At 70.2% G+C, this 14,832-nt stretch carries 13 protein-coding genes; 11 read left to right on the forward strand and 2 right to left on the reverse strand.

Annotated features, from left to right (window positions below):
- Positions 1-84: 84 nt before the first annotated feature.
- From CLV49_RS05410 to CLV49_RS05425, 4 genes are read left to right on the forward strand one after another with little or no spacing between them, the layout of a single operon-like run.
- A complete protein-coding gene (locus CLV49_RS05410) occupies positions 85-1,437 on the forward strand; it encodes an ABC transporter substrate-binding protein (protein WP_106562616.1) in 1,353 nt (450 codons plus the stop codon).
- The gene (locus CLV49_RS05415; protein WP_208019872.1) at positions 1,434-2,387 is read left to right on the forward strand and encodes a carbohydrate ABC transporter permease; all 954 of its coding nucleotides are present in this window, start codon (positions 1,434-1,436) and stop codon (positions 2,385-2,387) included. The genes CLV49_RS05410 and CLV49_RS05415 overlap by 4 nt, the downstream gene beginning before the upstream one ends.
- The gene (locus CLV49_RS05420) at positions 2,384-3,343 is read left to right on the forward strand and encodes a carbohydrate ABC transporter permease (protein ID WP_106562617.1); all 960 of its coding nucleotides are present in this window, start codon (positions 2,384-2,386) and stop codon (positions 3,341-3,343) included. Before CLV49_RS05415 ends, CLV49_RS05420 begins: the two co-directional genes overlap by 4 nt.
- Entirely contained in the window at positions 3,340-6,648 is a 3,309-nt protein-coding gene (locus tag CLV49_RS05425) for a glycoside hydrolase family 2 TIM barrel-domain containing protein (RefSeq protein WP_424978860.1), read from the forward strand. The genes CLV49_RS05420 and CLV49_RS05425 overlap by 4 nt, the downstream gene beginning before the upstream one ends.
- A gap of 23 nt (positions 6,649-6,671) precedes the next feature.
- Here the strand turns inward: CLV49_RS05425 and CLV49_RS05430 are convergent, their stop codons facing one another.
- Entirely contained in the window at positions 6,672-7,283 is a 612-nt protein-coding gene (locus CLV49_RS05430; protein WP_106562618.1) for a hypothetical protein, read from the reverse strand.
- 181 nt (positions 7,284-7,464) lie between these two features.
- On the opposite strand from CLV49_RS05430, the gene CLV49_RS05435 reads away from it, so the two are divergent.
- Positions 7,465-8,301: an alpha/beta fold hydrolase gene (locus CLV49_RS05435; protein ID WP_106562619.1), complete on the forward strand. Its 837-nt coding sequence runs from the start codon at positions 7,465-7,467 to the stop codon at positions 8,299-8,301.
- A 160-nt stretch (positions 8,302-8,461) separates the two neighbouring features.
- Positions 8,462-8,815, forward strand: coding sequence for an avidin-fold protein (locus CLV49_RS05440; RefSeq protein ID WP_243696736.1), 354 nt, complete (start codon positions 8,462-8,464; stop codon positions 8,813-8,815).
- Positions 8,816-8,846: 31 nt separating this feature from the next.
- Here CLV49_RS05440 and CLV49_RS05445 read toward each other — a convergent pair whose 3' ends face one another.
- Positions 8,847-9,374 carry an Lrp/AsnC family transcriptional regulator gene (locus tag CLV49_RS05445; RefSeq protein WP_243696737.1) on the reverse strand — a complete coding sequence of 176 codons (528 nt, stop codon included), beginning with the start codon at positions 9,372-9,374 and terminating at the stop codon, positions 8,847-8,849.
- Positions 9,375-9,592: 218 nt separating this feature from the next.
- On the opposite strand from CLV49_RS05445, the gene CLV49_RS05450 reads away from it, so the two are divergent.
- Genes CLV49_RS05450 through CLV49_RS05470 form a run of 5 tightly spaced genes read left to right on the forward strand, consistent with a single transcriptional unit; the run spans position 9,593 to position 14,831 of the window.
- A complete protein-coding gene (locus tag CLV49_RS05450) occupies positions 9,593-11,179 on the forward strand; it encodes an ABC transporter substrate-binding protein (protein WP_106562621.1) in 1,587 nt (528 codons plus the stop codon).
- Positions 11,180-11,183: 4 nt separating this feature from the next.
- Entirely contained in the window at positions 11,184-12,242 is a 1,059-nt protein-coding gene (locus tag CLV49_RS05455; protein ID WP_106562622.1) for an ABC transporter permease, read from the forward strand.
- A complete protein-coding gene (locus tag CLV49_RS05460) occupies positions 12,239-13,174 on the forward strand; it encodes an ABC transporter permease (RefSeq protein ID WP_106562623.1) in 936 nt (311 codons plus the stop codon). Before CLV49_RS05455 ends, CLV49_RS05460 begins: the two co-directional genes overlap by 4 nt.
- A complete protein-coding gene (locus CLV49_RS05465) occupies positions 13,171-13,995 on the forward strand; it encodes an ABC transporter ATP-binding protein (RefSeq protein WP_106562624.1) in 825 nt (274 codons plus the stop codon). The genes CLV49_RS05460 and CLV49_RS05465 overlap by 4 nt, the downstream gene beginning before the upstream one ends.
- A complete protein-coding gene (locus CLV49_RS05470; protein ID WP_106562625.1) occupies positions 13,992-14,831 on the forward strand; it encodes an ABC transporter ATP-binding protein in 840 nt (279 codons plus the stop codon). The genes CLV49_RS05465 and CLV49_RS05470 overlap by 4 nt, the downstream gene beginning before the upstream one ends.
- Position 14,832 lies beyond the last annotated feature (1 nt).

Raw genomic sequence — 14,832 nt, forward strand, 5'->3', positions numbered from 1 at the left:
GTGACCACTCGATTTCCGTGTTAGCGTGAGCGTACTCCGGCGGACCAGCGTCCGTCACGCCACCACGATGAAGTGAAGAGGCAGATGAGACAGTTCACTCGACGCCAAGCGCTGAGCCTCGGGCTCGGCGCCGGAGCGGCCGCGGTCCTCGCCGGTTGCGCCACTCCGGGCACCACCTCCGTCAACTCCGCGCCCACCATCGGCGCGGCATCCGCCGGCGAGAAGATCCGCATCACCTACTGGGCCTGGCTCAAGGACCTGCAGAAGGTCGCGGACATCTGGAACGCGAAGAACCCGAACGTCCAGGTGGACGTGGTCTGGATCCCCGGGGGCAACTCCGGCGGCTACCAGAAGATGTACTCGGCGCTCGCGGCGGGCAGCGGCCCCGACATCGCGCAGGTCGAGATGCGGACCGTCCCGGAGTTCCTGCTCGTCAACGGCCTCGTCGACCTGTCCCGCTACGGGGCCGACCAGTACAAGGACCTCTACGACGAGACGCTCTGGAACCAGGTGACCTTCACCGACAGCGTCTACGCGATCCCCCAGGACTCCGGCCCGATGGGCTTCTACTACCAGCCGGAGATCCTCGACTCGGTGGGTGCCGAACCGCCCGCGACGTGGGACGAGTGGGCGGACATCGCCCGAGAGCTCCGTTCCGCCGGCGGCGTGTACCTCGAGAGCTTCCCGGTCTCCGACGCGTCCGTGTTCACCGCCTACGCGACGCAGGCGGGCGCCTCCTGGCTCACGGCGGAGGAGGACGGCTGGGTCATCGACATGACCGACGACGCCACCCTCGAGGTCGCGCGCTTCTTCGACGCCGCGATCGACGACGACCTCGTCGACACCGCGTCGACGCCCTACTCCCCCGGCTGGTTCGCGGCCGCGGCGAAGGGCGGGATCGGCGCGTGCACGAGCGCGAGCTGGGGCGACGCCCTCATCGAGGGCATCAGCGGCGGCGAGGGGAAGTGGCGCGTCGCGCCGATGCAGCGCTGGGCAGACCTGCCCGACAGCTTCGGCTCGAGCTTCCTCGGTGGGTCGACCGCTGCGATCCTCGCGAACTCGAAGCACCCGAAGGAGGCTCTCGATTTCGCCGTCTGGATGACCACATCGCCCGAGGGCATCGACGCCCTCATCAAGAACAGCGGCATCGGCTGGTCACCGGCGAAGGGCGAGATCGGCTCGGTCCGCGAAGGCGCCGGGAGTGACTTCTTCGGCGGCCAGGCGTACAACACGGAAGTCTTCGAGCCGGCGACGCTCGAGCAGAACCCCGACTGGTCGTGGTGGCCCATCACGCAGCAGTCGTTCAACATCCTCTCGGACGGGTTCCGCCGCAAGGCGGCGGGCGTCAGCCTCGTCGACTCGGTCGCGACGGCCGAGTCGCAGATCATCCAGGCCTTCCGCGACAAGGGCCTCACCATCCGGAAGGCCGACTCGTGACCGCCACCAGGAACATCACGACGGCCGGGGCACCCGCGTCCGCTCGGCGACACCGCACGGGCGCCGGGTCACGAGCGGGCGGACGGGCGCCGTGGATCCTCATCACCCCGTTCCTCGCGCTGTTCGTCCTCACCTTCATCCTGCCGATCATCGTGGCGATCGGCTCGAGCTTCACGCGCGTGACGCGCTCGGGCCTCTTCGGCGAGGGCGGCGTGACCACCGAGTTCGCGTGGTTCCAGAACTACGCGCAAGCGCTCGACGATGGGAACTTCGTCGCCTCGATCGGCCGCATGCTGCTCTTCGGCATCGTGCAGGTGCCCGTGATGATCGTGCTGTGCACGATCCTCGCGCTCCTCCTCGAGTCGGCCTCGGCGCGATGGCCCGGCTTCTTCCGCGCCGCGTACTTCCTGCCGTACGGGATCCCCGGCGTGATCGCGACGATCCTCTGGTCGTTCCTCTACGTCCCGGGACTCAGCCCCATCGTCGACGTGGCCGGAGCCGTCGGCCTGCAGCTCGACTTCCTCGGACCGTCGACCGTGCTGTGGTCGATCGCGAACATCGTGACGTGGACCTACACGGGCTACAACATGATGATCATCATCGCCCAGTTGAAGTCGATCCCCACCGAGCTCTACGAGGCGGCGAAGGTCGACGGCGCGAGCTCGTGGCGCGTAGCACGGAGCATCCAGCTCCCCCTCATCCGGCCGGCGCTCGTGCTCACGACCGTGTTCTCGATCATCGGCACGCTGCAGCTGTTCGCCGAGCCGCAAGTGCTGCAGACCGTGGCCCCCGCGATCGACTCGCAGTACACGCCGAACCTCAGCGCGTACACGACCGCTTTCGCCTACAACGACTACAACGTGGCCGCCGCGCAATCGGTGCTCATCGCCGTCGTGGCGTTCCTCCTCTCGTTCCTCTTCCTGCGCTTCACGAACCGGAGGTCGTCATGACCGCGACCACGCGCACACCGTCCGGCACCGACACGCGTTCCGTCACCACCGCCGACCAGTCCGCCCGCGCGGCCCGTCGCGCGGGGAAGCGCGGCGGTCCCGACCGCTCGGCCGGGCGCTCGCCCGCGAAGACGATCCTCGTGACCGCGATCCTCGCCGTGGTCGCCGTCTACTTCCTCGTGCCCGCGTACTGGGTGATCGTGGCGGCGACGAAGACCACGGAGGACCTGTTCGCCACGAACGGCTTCTGGTTCGCCCCCACCTTCGCGCTGTGGGACAACCTCTCGGCCGTGCTCACGTACGACGGCGGCGTCTTCCTGCGCTGGTTCGCGAACTCCGTGCTCTACGCCGGCGTCGGTGCGCTGCTCGCGACGTACTTCGCGGCGGCGGGTGGCTACGCCCTCGCGAAATACTCGTTCCGGGGCCGCGACACGATCTTCGGGCTCGTGCTCGGCGGCGTGCTCGTTCCCGGCACGGCCACGGCGCTCCCGCTGTTCCTGCTGTTCAGCCAGCTCGGCATCGCGAACACGTACTGGAGCGTGCTGCTCCCGTCCCTCGTATCCCCGTTCGGACTGTTCCTCTGCCGCATCTACGCGAACGCCACGGTCGACACGTCGCTCATCGAGGCCGGACGCATCGACGGCGCAGGCGAGCTGCGAATCTTCCACACGCTCGGCCTGCGGATCATGACACCCGCGCTCGTGACGGTGTTCCTCTTCCAACTCGTGGGAATCTGGAACAACTACTTCCTCCCGCTCGTGATGCTCTCGGATTCGGATCTGTTCCCCATCACCCTGGGCCTCAACAACTGGCGCAGTCAGGTGGACCGGCTCCCCGAGTTCTACGAGCTCACGACGGGCGGCGTTCTGCTGTCCATCATCCCGCTCGCCATCGCCATGGTCGTTCTGCAACGGTTCTGGCGCGGCGGCCTCACAGAAGGATCCGTCAAGGCGTGACCTCCCCTCACCGCACCCCCGACTCGACCAACAACACGATCGACCGGGGGTACCTCACCTCGTTCGCGCCGGGGTCGGGAGCCCGCACCGCGCCGCGCGCGCACCTCGCGTCGGACGCCCCTGAGTTCCCTCTCGCGGGACGGTGGCGCTTCCGCCTCCTCCCCGCCGCGCCGGGGACCCTCGGTGGCACCGACGTGCTTCCCGCGGGCGAGACGGTGGACGGCCTCGGCGCCGTGGACCTCGACGACTCCTCCTGGGACGAGATCGCGGTTCCCGCGCACTGGGTGCTCGAAGGCGACGGAGCATACGGCTCCCCCATTTACACGAACGTCCAGTACCCGTTCCCGATCGAGCCGCCGCACGTCCCCGACGCGAACCCCACGGGCGACTACAGGCGACGCTTCGAGCTGCCCGCCGACATCGGCACGGCGGATCGTGTGCTGCTGCGCTTCGACGGCGTCGAGTCCGCCTACCGCGTGTGGATGAACGGGCACGACGTCGGGACGGCGACCGGGAGCCGACTCGTGCAGGAGTTCGACGTGACCGAGGCCCTCGTCCCCGGCGAGAACGTCGTCGCCGTGCGTGTGCACCAGTGGTCGGCCGCGAGCTACCTCGAGGACCAGGACCAGTGGTGGCTCCCCGGGATCTTCCGCGACGTCACCCTGCTCGCCCGCCCAGCCGGCGGCATCGACGACGTCGGCGTGCTCGCCGACCTCGACGAGCACACGGGCGCCGGTTGTCTCACGCTCGACCTCGTTGCGTCGGACTCCGCCTTCCCCGTGACCGTGCGGATCCCCGAACTCGGCGTCGAGACGACGTGGGCGACCCGGGCCGACGTGCTTCCTATCGACGCCGGTCCCGTTCAGCCGTGGTCTCCCGACCAGCCGTACCTCTACGAGGCGACGGTCTCGTCCGCCGCCGAGACGCGCAGTCTCCGTGTCGGATTCCGCACCGTGCGCATCGTGGGCGACCGCCTGCTCGTGAACGGGCGACAGGTGCGGTTCTCCGGCGTGAACCGGCACGAGACCCATCCAGACCGCGGCCGCGTGTTCGACGAGGAGCACGCGCGCGCCGACATGGCGCTCATGAAGCAGCACAATGTGAACGCCATCCGCACGAGTCACTACCCGCCGCACCCGCGCGTGCTCGACCTCGCCGACGAGCTGGGCTTCTGGGTGATCGACGAGTGCGACCTCGAGACCCACGGCTTCGAGCGCGGCGGCCGCGTGATCCCCGGCCTCGAGCTCGGTGGTGTCGTCAGCCAGGACCTCACCCCCGGCTTCGACGGCCGCGGCTGGGAGGACAACCCGAGTGACGACCCGCGCTGGCGCGACGCGTACCTCGACCGCATCCGCCGCACCGTGGAGCGCGACAAGAACCACCCGAGCGTCATCATCTGGTCGCTCGGCAACGAGTCGGGCACCGGCGCGAACCTCGCCGCGATGGCCGACTGGGTGCACGATCGCGACCCGTCCCGCCCCGTCCACTACGAGGGCGACTACACCGGGCAGTACACGGACGTGTACTCGCGGATGTACCCGTCGCTCGCCGAGACCGAGGCGATCGGTCGCGACGACTCGAACGCGCTCCTGCTCGGCTGCACCACGTCGGAGTCGCAGCGGCAGCGCTCGAAGCCGTTCCTCCTGTGCGAGTACGTGCACGCGATGGGCAACGGGCCGGCCCTCATCGACCGGTACCGCGCACTCTCGGAGCTGCACCCGCGTCTCCACGGCGGCTTCGTGTGGGAGTGGCGCGACCACGGCCTGCGTACCCGCACAGCCGACGGCACCGAGTTCTTCGCCTACGGCGGCGACTTCGGCGAGGAGGTGCACGACGGCAACTTCGTGATGGACGGACTCGTGCTGAGCGACGACACCCCGTCGCCGGGCCTCGCCGAGTTCGCGGCCGTCGAGCAGCCGATCCGCTTCACGCGACTCGCCGACGGCTCGATCGAGGTCACGAACCTGCGCTTCGCCGCCGACACGCGCGACGTCGATTTCGTGTGGCGGCTCGAGCGCGACGGCGTCGAATTGTCGACAGGCGTGCTGCAGCCGGCGGAGCGCGGCGGCGACGTCGTGCCGGCCGGCGAGAGCGTCGTGCTGCCGGCCCCCTCCCTCGTCGCCTCGATCGGAGAGGCCGAGGTGTGGCTCACGATCGAGGCCGTGCTCATCGACGCCGCCGCGTGGGCCTCAGCCGGGCACGTCGTGTCGCGCGGGCAGTTCCTCGTGGAGGAGATCGTCCCGGTGGACCCCCCGCGTCCGTTCGCTCCGCTCGACGACCCGGCGACCCCGGCCGAGTGGGTACGGGCGCGCGAGGTGCGGCAGCGGCGTGGTGCGACCGGCCGACTGACGGCGCGGGATGCCGACGGCTGGGTCAAGGGAACGGTGCCGGTCTCTGCCGCTTCCGAAGCCGACGGCGCCGACGCGGCCGCTGTCTTCTCCGCTGCCGGGTCCCTGCGCTCGCTGCTCGGTCACGACGTGACCGGACCGCGCCTCGAGCTCTTCCGCGCTGTCACGGACAACGACCGCGGCCCGATGGGAGGAACCCTCGACCTCGCTGATCCGCGCACGAACCTGGGTCTCGGCACGTGGGCTCCGTCATCGGAGGAGCAGTGGCGCGCGGCGCGACTCGACCTGCTGCGGCCGCGCCTCGAGAGCATCGAGCACCGCCTCGGAGACGACGGCGCGCTTCGCGGCGTGCGCGTGCTCGAGCGGTGGGCCGCGCCGGAGGGCGTGGCGAGCGTGTGGCAGCAGTCCGAGTGGACGCTCGACGGGGCCGACGCGCTCCTGCGCGTGCGGATCACCCCGTCCACGGGGTGGACGGGGCTGTGGCCGCGCATCGGCATCCGTTTCGCCCTGCCGCTCGACGTGACCGAGGCCGGCTGGTTCGGCACCGGGCCGTTCGAGAACTACCCGGACAGCCTCCGCGCCGCCCGGGTGGGGCGCTTCTCCGCGGCCGTCGACGACCTCGTTGTTCCGTACGCCCGCCCTCAGGAGAGCGGCCACCGCTCCGAGCTGCGCTCCCTCGACCTCGGCGACGCGACCGGCCCGTGGCTGCGGGTCGATGCGCAGGCCGACTCCGCCGGTCGCCTACCGGGCTTCACCGTGCGGCGTCACACGCCGCACGAGGTGGACGCGGCCGAGCACCCGCACGAGCTGCCGACCCCGGTGGCGACGTATCTCACGATCGATGCGGCGCAGCACGGCCTGGGCACGCGTGCGTGCGGGCCCGACGTGTGGCCGACGGAGTACCTCCGTCCGGAGACCCGCACGATCGCGCTGCGCTTCTCCTCCCCCACCGCCTGAGCCGATGGGCGCCGCGTCCGATGTCAGGGCGCGGCGCGGAGGGCGCGTCGATAGAGGGCCGGGTCGTGCCGCGTTGCGTGGGAGACCACCAGGTGTGTCGAACCGACCCGGTCGGCGAAGAAGCCACGGAGCGGCAGCTCGACGATGGTGCGAAGGCCTGATCGCCAGGCGGGGACGAGGGCGTCGAGGCACACGCGCTCCGGGTGCTCGGCGAGCGGCAGGCGGTGATCCTTCCTCTGGCTCGACCGCCATGCACCGAAATCGGCGGAGTCGCCGTCGCGCACCCACGGCTCCGATGCGCCGGACGCCCACTCCCACAGCTCCTCGTCGGTCAACTCGGCGAGCGCGCGCGCCGTCTCGTCGTCGGGCTCGCGGACCACGGTCGAGGGCGGCGCGAACCGCTCCCACGCCCGCGCCCAGTCCCGTCGCCACCGTCGTTCGACGTCGCTCCGCTCGCCGTCGTCGACCGGGTCGACCGGGGCATCCGGCACCGGATCGATCGGGGGGAGGTCGTCGACGTGGAGGCCGCGCACGTGCCGCGCGTACAACAGAGCCACGAGGTCGAACGGCTGGTCGATGCCGATCTGCATGTCGTGAGGCCACGGGTTGCCCGGATCGGGCGACGAACTGCGCATGTGCGGATCCCTCCGTCGTCTCACCAGTCCACCAGACCCGGAGATGTGCCGCAATGCGTCACCACTCCATGTCGATCACGGGGCGGGGTGTCAAGGGGGCCCGTTCTCACAAACCGCCTCGAGACGGTGAGCGAACCCCCTCAGGACGCGCTGCGACCGTCGGCGCGGAAAGGAACGAACGATGACCGAGATCACCGCACACCACGGCCTCTTCAAGGACACGAACCTCCACGTCGACGACACCGGCGGCAACGGACGCCCCGTCGTCCTCATCCACGGCTGGCCCCTCTCGGGCGCCTCCTGGTCGGAGCAGGTGCCCGCCTTCTCCTCGGCCGGCTACCGCGTGGTCACTTACGACCGCCGCGGCTTCGGCCGTAGCGACAAGCCGCTCACCGGCTACACCTACGACACCCTCACCGAGGACCTCCACACCCTCCTCGAGGAGCTCGACCTCCGCGACGTGACGCTCGTCGGCTTCTCGATGGGCGGCGGCGAGGTGGCCCGCTACTTCTCGAAATACGGCACGGACCGCATCCACAGCGTCGTCTTCGCTGCAGCGGTGCCGCCGTACCTCATGAAGACGGGCGACAACCCCGACGGCCCCCTCGAGGCTGGCCAGGCGGCGCAGATGACGGCCGGCCTCACCGCCGACCAGGAGAAGTTCTACGACGGGTTCACGACGGACTTCTTCTCCGCCAACGGGAAGCTCGTCGTCACCGAGGAGCAGCGCCAGGAGGCGCTCGCGCTCGCGCTGCAGTCGTCGAAGGTCGCGGCCCTCGCATGCATGACGGCGTTCGCGACCACCGACTTCCGCGAGGACCTGCCGAAGGTCACCGTGCCGACGCTCGTCATCCACGGCGACGCCGACGGAACGGTGCCGTTCGAGGGATCGGGCGCGCGCACGCACGCCGCGATCGCCGGTTCCGAGCTCCACGTGATCGCGGGAGGCCCCCACGGCATCAACGTGAGCCACGCGGACGAGTTCAACCGCGTCGTCCTCGACTTCCTCCAGAAGTAACCTCGGCCCCTCACCCACGTCGAGCGTTTGCGCCGATACCGTGCGGTACACCGCCGCGTATCGGCGCAAACGCTCGACGTCGTGGGGTGGTGCGAGGGTTCGGGGCGCTTGCCGCGGGACGTCCCCACACGGATCACGTCCGGTCTGGCAGGATCGGCGGGTGACTTCGCAGCTCCCCTCCCTCCACGACCGCACCTTCGCCATGGTCTCGTCGACCACATCGGCCGTCGACCCTGACGCCCCGAGCGTCTTCCGCTACTTCGAGGCCGACGGCATGATCTGGGGCGACTACACGGGCGACACGGTGACGATCGGCCGCTTCGTCGGCACCCGCACGGACGACACGATCTGGGTCTCCTTCGTGCACGTGCTCGCGTCGGACGGCACCGTCGTGACGGGCGACGGGGAGAGCGAGATCGAACTCACCGACGACGGGCTGCTCCGCCTCGTCGAGCACTACGAGATGCACGGGGCCCCGCAGCTCAGCATCTGCGTCGAGGTGCCCGCGGCCTGAGTGCGGGCGGGTCGGCTCGACCGACCGCAGATCAGGGCCGGGCGGCCATCGCGTCCCTGCCCTCGGCGGCCGGTGTCCAGCGCGTCATGCCGAGCCGGGCCGTCTCCGGGCGCTCGGGGATGTCCGTCGGCAGCACGAACGGCTTCCGCACGAACTCGTCGAGCACGACGACGCTCACGACCGTGCGCACCTCCGGCAGCATCGCGATCACCCCGGTCGCGAACGCGTGCACGCCACCCACGTCGGTGGCGCGGATGAGCACCATCGCGTCGTGCTCGCCCGTCGTGATGACGCAGTACTCCACGTCGGGCATCTCCACGACCTTCTCGCGGAACGAGACCCACGACTGCGGCAGCACCGTCACGAAGACGAGCGCGCAGATCGACAGGCCGGCCTTCGCCGGATCCACCCGCGCGGAGAACCCCGTGATCACGCCGTCGCGCACGAGCGCCTCGACGCGGCTGTACGCGCTGGCCCGCGAGATGCCCACCTGATCCGCGAGCGCAGCGATCGAGATGCGACCGTTATCACGCAGCACGGTGAGAATCTTGTAGCTCACGTCGTCGAGAGCGGCACTTCGTCCAGTCGAGGCTCCGCTATCCGAGGGTTTGATGGACATTCTGTTCTCCGATCGGAGGATCGACACGGCTGTGTGCTGAGGGCGTCTGGGATGGCTGGACAGATCGTCGCCGTCCGTGCCAATCTGATCACGGTCGTCCACAGCACTCAAGACGCAAATTCCCGATTCGTCCTCTCTCGCCCCCCCCTGGAGTCCCCATGATCGCTCCGCGCCGCCTCGCCCCCATCGCCCTCGGCACCGCCGCCCTCTTCGCCCTCGCCGGCTGCTCCGGAGGCAACTCCGCGAACACCGACGACGGCCCCTCGAGCGGCGGGTCCCTCGTCATCGACACGGCGTTCTCGATCGAGACGACCGACCCGGGCCACACCTACGACCCCACGGGCAACATGGTCGCGAAGGCGCTCTACGAGACACTCGTCGACTTCGAGGGCTCCGACGTCACGACGCCCGTCCCCGGACTTGCCTCGTGGGAGCAGAACGACGACGCGACCGAGTTCACCTTCACGCTCGAGGACGGCCGCACGTTCTCCGACGGCAGCGAGATCACCGCCGACGACGTGGTCTTCTCGCTCCAGCGCATCCAGGGCATGGTCGACGCCAAGCCGAACTTCCTGCTCGCCGGCCTCACGATCGAGAAGACGGACGACAGCACCGTCACCATCACGAGCGAGACGCCGATCCTGCAGCTCCCCGCGATCCTCGCGAACCCCGCCCTCGGCATCGTGAACGCCGACGTGGTGGAAGAGAACGGCGGCACCACCGACGGCTCCGACTCCGCGCAGTCCTTCCTCGACGGCGAGTCCGCCGGCTCCGGCCCCTTCGTGCTCGACACGCTCGACCTCACGTCGCAGGTCGTCCTCACGAAGAACCCGGAGTACACGGGCGACGAGGAGCCCGCATACGACCGCGTCGTCATCCGCAACGTGACCGAGAGCGCCACGCAGCTCATCAACCTCCAAGGCGGCGACACGATGGTCGCGATGGACCTCAACGGCGACCAGGTCGAGGGCCTCGACGACGGCTTCACCGTCGACTCCGTTCCCTCCGGTCAGACGATCTTCCTCCTGCTCAACCAGTCGGCCGACGTCGCGGGTGACCTCGCGAACGTCGACATCGCCGAGGCCGTGCGTTACGGCCTCGACTACGACGCACTCCTCGAGCTCGCCGGCGCCGGCGCCACCCAGGCGACGGGCGTCATCCCCACGGGCTTCGAGGGCGCGCTCGGCGAGGGCGTCACGCAGGACCTCGACCGCGCGAAGGCGGCCCTCGAGGCCTCCGGCTACGACGGCCAGACACTCCGCCTGCAGTTCCCGAACGACTACCCCGTCGGCGGCGTCGAGTTCACCCCGCTCGCGGAGCGCATCCAGTCGCAGCTCGCGGAGATCGGCCTGAACGTCGAACTCGCGCCCGCACCGTTCGCCACCGAACTCGACGCCTACGTGAACGGCACCGAGGGCTTCGGCCTCTGGTTCTGGGGACCGGACTACGCGGACTCCGCGAACTTCCTCCCGTTCGCTCCCGGACTGAAGGTCGGCCTGCGCGCCGGCTGGGACGCCGCCGCGAACCCGGAGATCGCCGACCTCGCCGCCTCCGCCGCGAGCGCGACGGATGTCGACGAGCGCACCGCCGACTTCACCGCCTTCGCCGAGGCGATGCAGGAGGAGGGCCCCTTCGTGCCGCTCATCGTCCCCGGCCGCAACATCGCCACCGCCGACTCCGTGACCGGCGCGGTCTACAACTCGGTGTGGGACGTCGACATCGCCGAGATCACGCCAGCCGGCTGATCGCGTGACCACCACGACACCACGACTCCGGGCGAGGGCGAGGTCCCCCCTCGCCCGGTACCTCCTCCGACGGGCGGGCACCTCCGTTCTGCTGCTCATCGGCGTGACGATCGTCACGTTCACGCTGACGAACCTCGTGCCGGGCGACCCGGTCTCCGCTGCTCTCGGTGAGGGCGCGGCGCAGAACCCGGAGACCCGCGAGGCCTTCATCAAGGCGCAGGGTCTCGACCAGCCCTTCTTCGTGCAGTACGTGGTCTACATGGGGAATCTCCTGCGCGGCGACCTCGGCACGTCGCTCGTCACGGGTCGCGCCGTCACCGCCGACCTCTCGTCCGCGGTGCCCGCGACCGTCGAGATCGCACTCGCGGCGATCATCGTGAGCCTCGCGGTGAGCATCGTGCTCGGAACCCTCGCCGCGTACCGCCGCGGACTCGTCGCCGACCAGGTGGTGCGCGTCGTCACCCTCGTCGGTCTCAGCGTCCCGACGTTCTGGCTCGCCCTCGTGAGCTTCTACCTCTTCTTCCTGCAGCTGCGCATCGCCCCCGGCTCCGGCCGCATCTCGGCGTCGATCACACCGCCGCCGCCCGTCACGGGCATGTACACGATCGACTACCTCCTGAACGGCGACGGCGTGGGATTCGTGGATGCCGCGGCCCACCTCGCCCTGCCCGTCATGGTGCTCTCGCTCGTGACGATCGGTCTCCTCACGCGCTTCATCCGCACCTCGGTGCTCGAGGTGCTCGCGAGCGACTACGTGCGCGCGGCCCGCGCGAAAGGTCTCAGCGGACTCCGCGTCGTGCTCGACTACGTGCTCCGCGGCGCCTCGCTGCCGATCCTCACGATCGTCGGCGTCGCGTTCGGTGCGCTCCTCTCCGGAACGGTCCTCGTCGAATCCGTCTTCTCCTGGCCGGGCCTCGGCACCTACGCCTACAACTCAGCGCGGAACCTCGACCTGCCCGGCATCATGGGCGTCGGCCTCGTGGTGGGCGTCATCTACCTCGTCATCAACTTCGTCGTCGACCTCCTCTACGGTGTGCTCGACCCGCGGGTGAGGCTCGCATGAGCGCGCGGCTCCCTGCACAGCGTCCCGGCGACGCTCTCGCCGCGGGCGGATGGCGCACGCGGCTGCGCTGGCCGCGCGCGTGGCGCTCGCCCCTCGGCATCATCGGCGCCGTCATCGCGCTCGCGTGGATCGTCGTGGCGTTCACGGCCTCCTGGTGGGTGCCGTTCGACCCACTCGCGCAGAACCTCCCCCGACTCCAGGAGCCGGGGATCGACACTCTCCTCGGAACCGACGGCAACGGACGAGACATCTTCTCGCGCCTCATGACGGGAGCGACGGTCACCATCCCGCTGGCGCTCATGCTCGTGGTCGCCGCCATGGTGATCGGGACGATCATGGGCGCGGTCGCCGGCTACGTCGGGAAATGGGTCGACGAGACGCTCATGCGCCTCACCGACCTCGTCATGGCGTTCCCCACCGTGATCCTCGCGATGGTCATCGCCGCGTCGCTCGGCCCGTCGCTCTTCAACGCGGTCATCGCCGCGATCGTCGTCTCGTGGCCGCAGTACGCGCGCGTCACCCGCAGCCTCGTGCTCGGACTGCGCGGCCAGAACTACGTGATCGCGGGACGGCTGCTCGGGCGCTCCCCGATCAAGAGCCTGCTCGTCGACATCCTCCCGAACATCGTCGGACCGATGCTCGTGCTCGCGACGCTCGACATCGGCGCCGCGATCCTCCTGCTCTCGGGCCTGTCGTTCCTCGGCCTCGGCGCCCAGCCGCCGACCGCGGAGTGGGGCTCGATGATCTCCTCGGCGATCCAGAACTTCGACGCGTGGTGGCTCGGCGTCTTCCCGGGACTCGCGATCCTCACGGTCGTCGCGGCGTTCAACTTCCTCGGCGACGCCTTGCGCGACGTGCTCGACCCCACGGCGGAGGTCGCTCGCGAGAACCAGGCAGACCGCGCGGCCTCGGCGACGGGAGCGGCGGCATGACGGCCATCCTCTCGATCGACGATCTCACCGTCGACATCGGGCGTCCCCTCGTGAAGGGCGTCTCGCTCGAGCTCCACCCCGGCCGCATCCAGGGCCTCGCGGGCGAATCGGGTTCGGGCAAGACCCTCACGTCGCTCGCGGTCCTCGGGTTGCTTCCGCGCCAGGCGCGTACCGGCGGGTCCATCCGGCTCGGTGACACGGAGATCCTCGGGAAGCGCCGGCGCGAGCTCAACCGCATCCGTGGGCGCCGCATCGCGATGGTGTTCCAGGACCCGTCGTCGGCCCTCCACCCGCAGCTCACCGTCGGCCACCAGCTCACCGATCACATGCGCACGCACCTCGGGCTGAACCGCGCGGATGCCCGGGCGCGTGCCGTGGAGATGCTCGAACGCGTCGCCGTCCCGGGCGCCTCCGATGCGCTGGGCCGCTACCCCCACCAGTTCTCCGGCGGTCAGCGCCAGCGCATCTCGATCGCGATCGCCCTCGCGTGCGACCCCGACGTGCTGCTCGCCGATGAGCCGACCACCGCACTCGACGTGACCGTGCAGGCCGGCATCCTCCAGCTGCTGCGCGAGCTCGCGACCGAGCGCGAGCTCGCCGTGCTGCTCGTGACCCACGATCTCGGCGTCATGAGCGCCGTCGCCGACGAGGTCGCCGTGATGCGCGACGGACGCATCGTGGAGGCCGCCGACCGTGCGACGCTGTTCGCGTCCCCGCAGCACGACTACACGCGCGGGCTGCTCGCGGCACTGCCGGGATCGCGGATCGAGCCGGAGGCCCGCACCGACGCGGAGACGCGCACCGAGGGGGACGACGCATGAGTGAGCGGATCGTGTTGGACGCGCGCGACATCGTCGTCCGCTACCCGGGTTCGCCGCCCGTCGTCGCCGTGGACGGAGTCTCGCTGCGCATCGCGGCGGGCGAGACCGTCGCCCTCGTGGGCGAGAGCGGCAGCGGCAAGTCGAGCGTCGCGCGCGCCGTCGCCGGGATCGACAAGCCGGCCGAGGGCGAGATCCGCTTCGACGGCGGGGCGGTCTCCCCGCTCGGCATGCGTCGCCGCGAGCGCTCCCTCACGGCGATCCAGATGGTGTTCCAGGACCCGTCGACGTCGCTCAACCCGCGGCGTCGCGTGGGTGACCAGGTGTCGGACGGGATCGCCGCCGCGCGCGCCCGCGGTCTCGAGGGCTCGCGACCAGAGGAATGGTTCGAGCGCGTCGGCCTCGACGCCTCGTGGGTGTCGCGCTTCCCCCACCAGTTCTCGGGAGGCCAGAAGCAGCGCATCGCGATCGCGCGCGCGCTCGCCGCGCGGCCGCATCTGCTCGTGGCGGACGAGCCCATCTCGGCGCTCGACGCGTCCACGCAGTCGAGCGTCGCAGGACTCATGCGCGACCTCGTCGCGGAGCTCGGCGCCGGGATGCTCTTCATCTCCCACGACCTCGCCGTGGTGCAGCGCATCGCCGACCGCACCCTCGTGATGTACGCGGGTCGCGTGATGGAGTCGGGCGACACGGCGGCGATGTGGGCGGCCCCGCAGCACCCGTACACGCGGTCGCTGCTCGCGGCGATCCCGAAGCCGGACGGCGCCGGCCGCATCCCCGCGTCGCCCACGGCTGAGGAACGCGCCTCCTGGACCGCCATCCCGCCGATCACCGCTTGAC

The sequence above is a fragment of the Labedella gwakjiensis genome, from assembly GCF_003014675.1.
GTDB lineage: Bacteria > Actinomycetota > Actinomycetes > Actinomycetales > Microbacteriaceae > Labedella > Labedella gwakjiensis.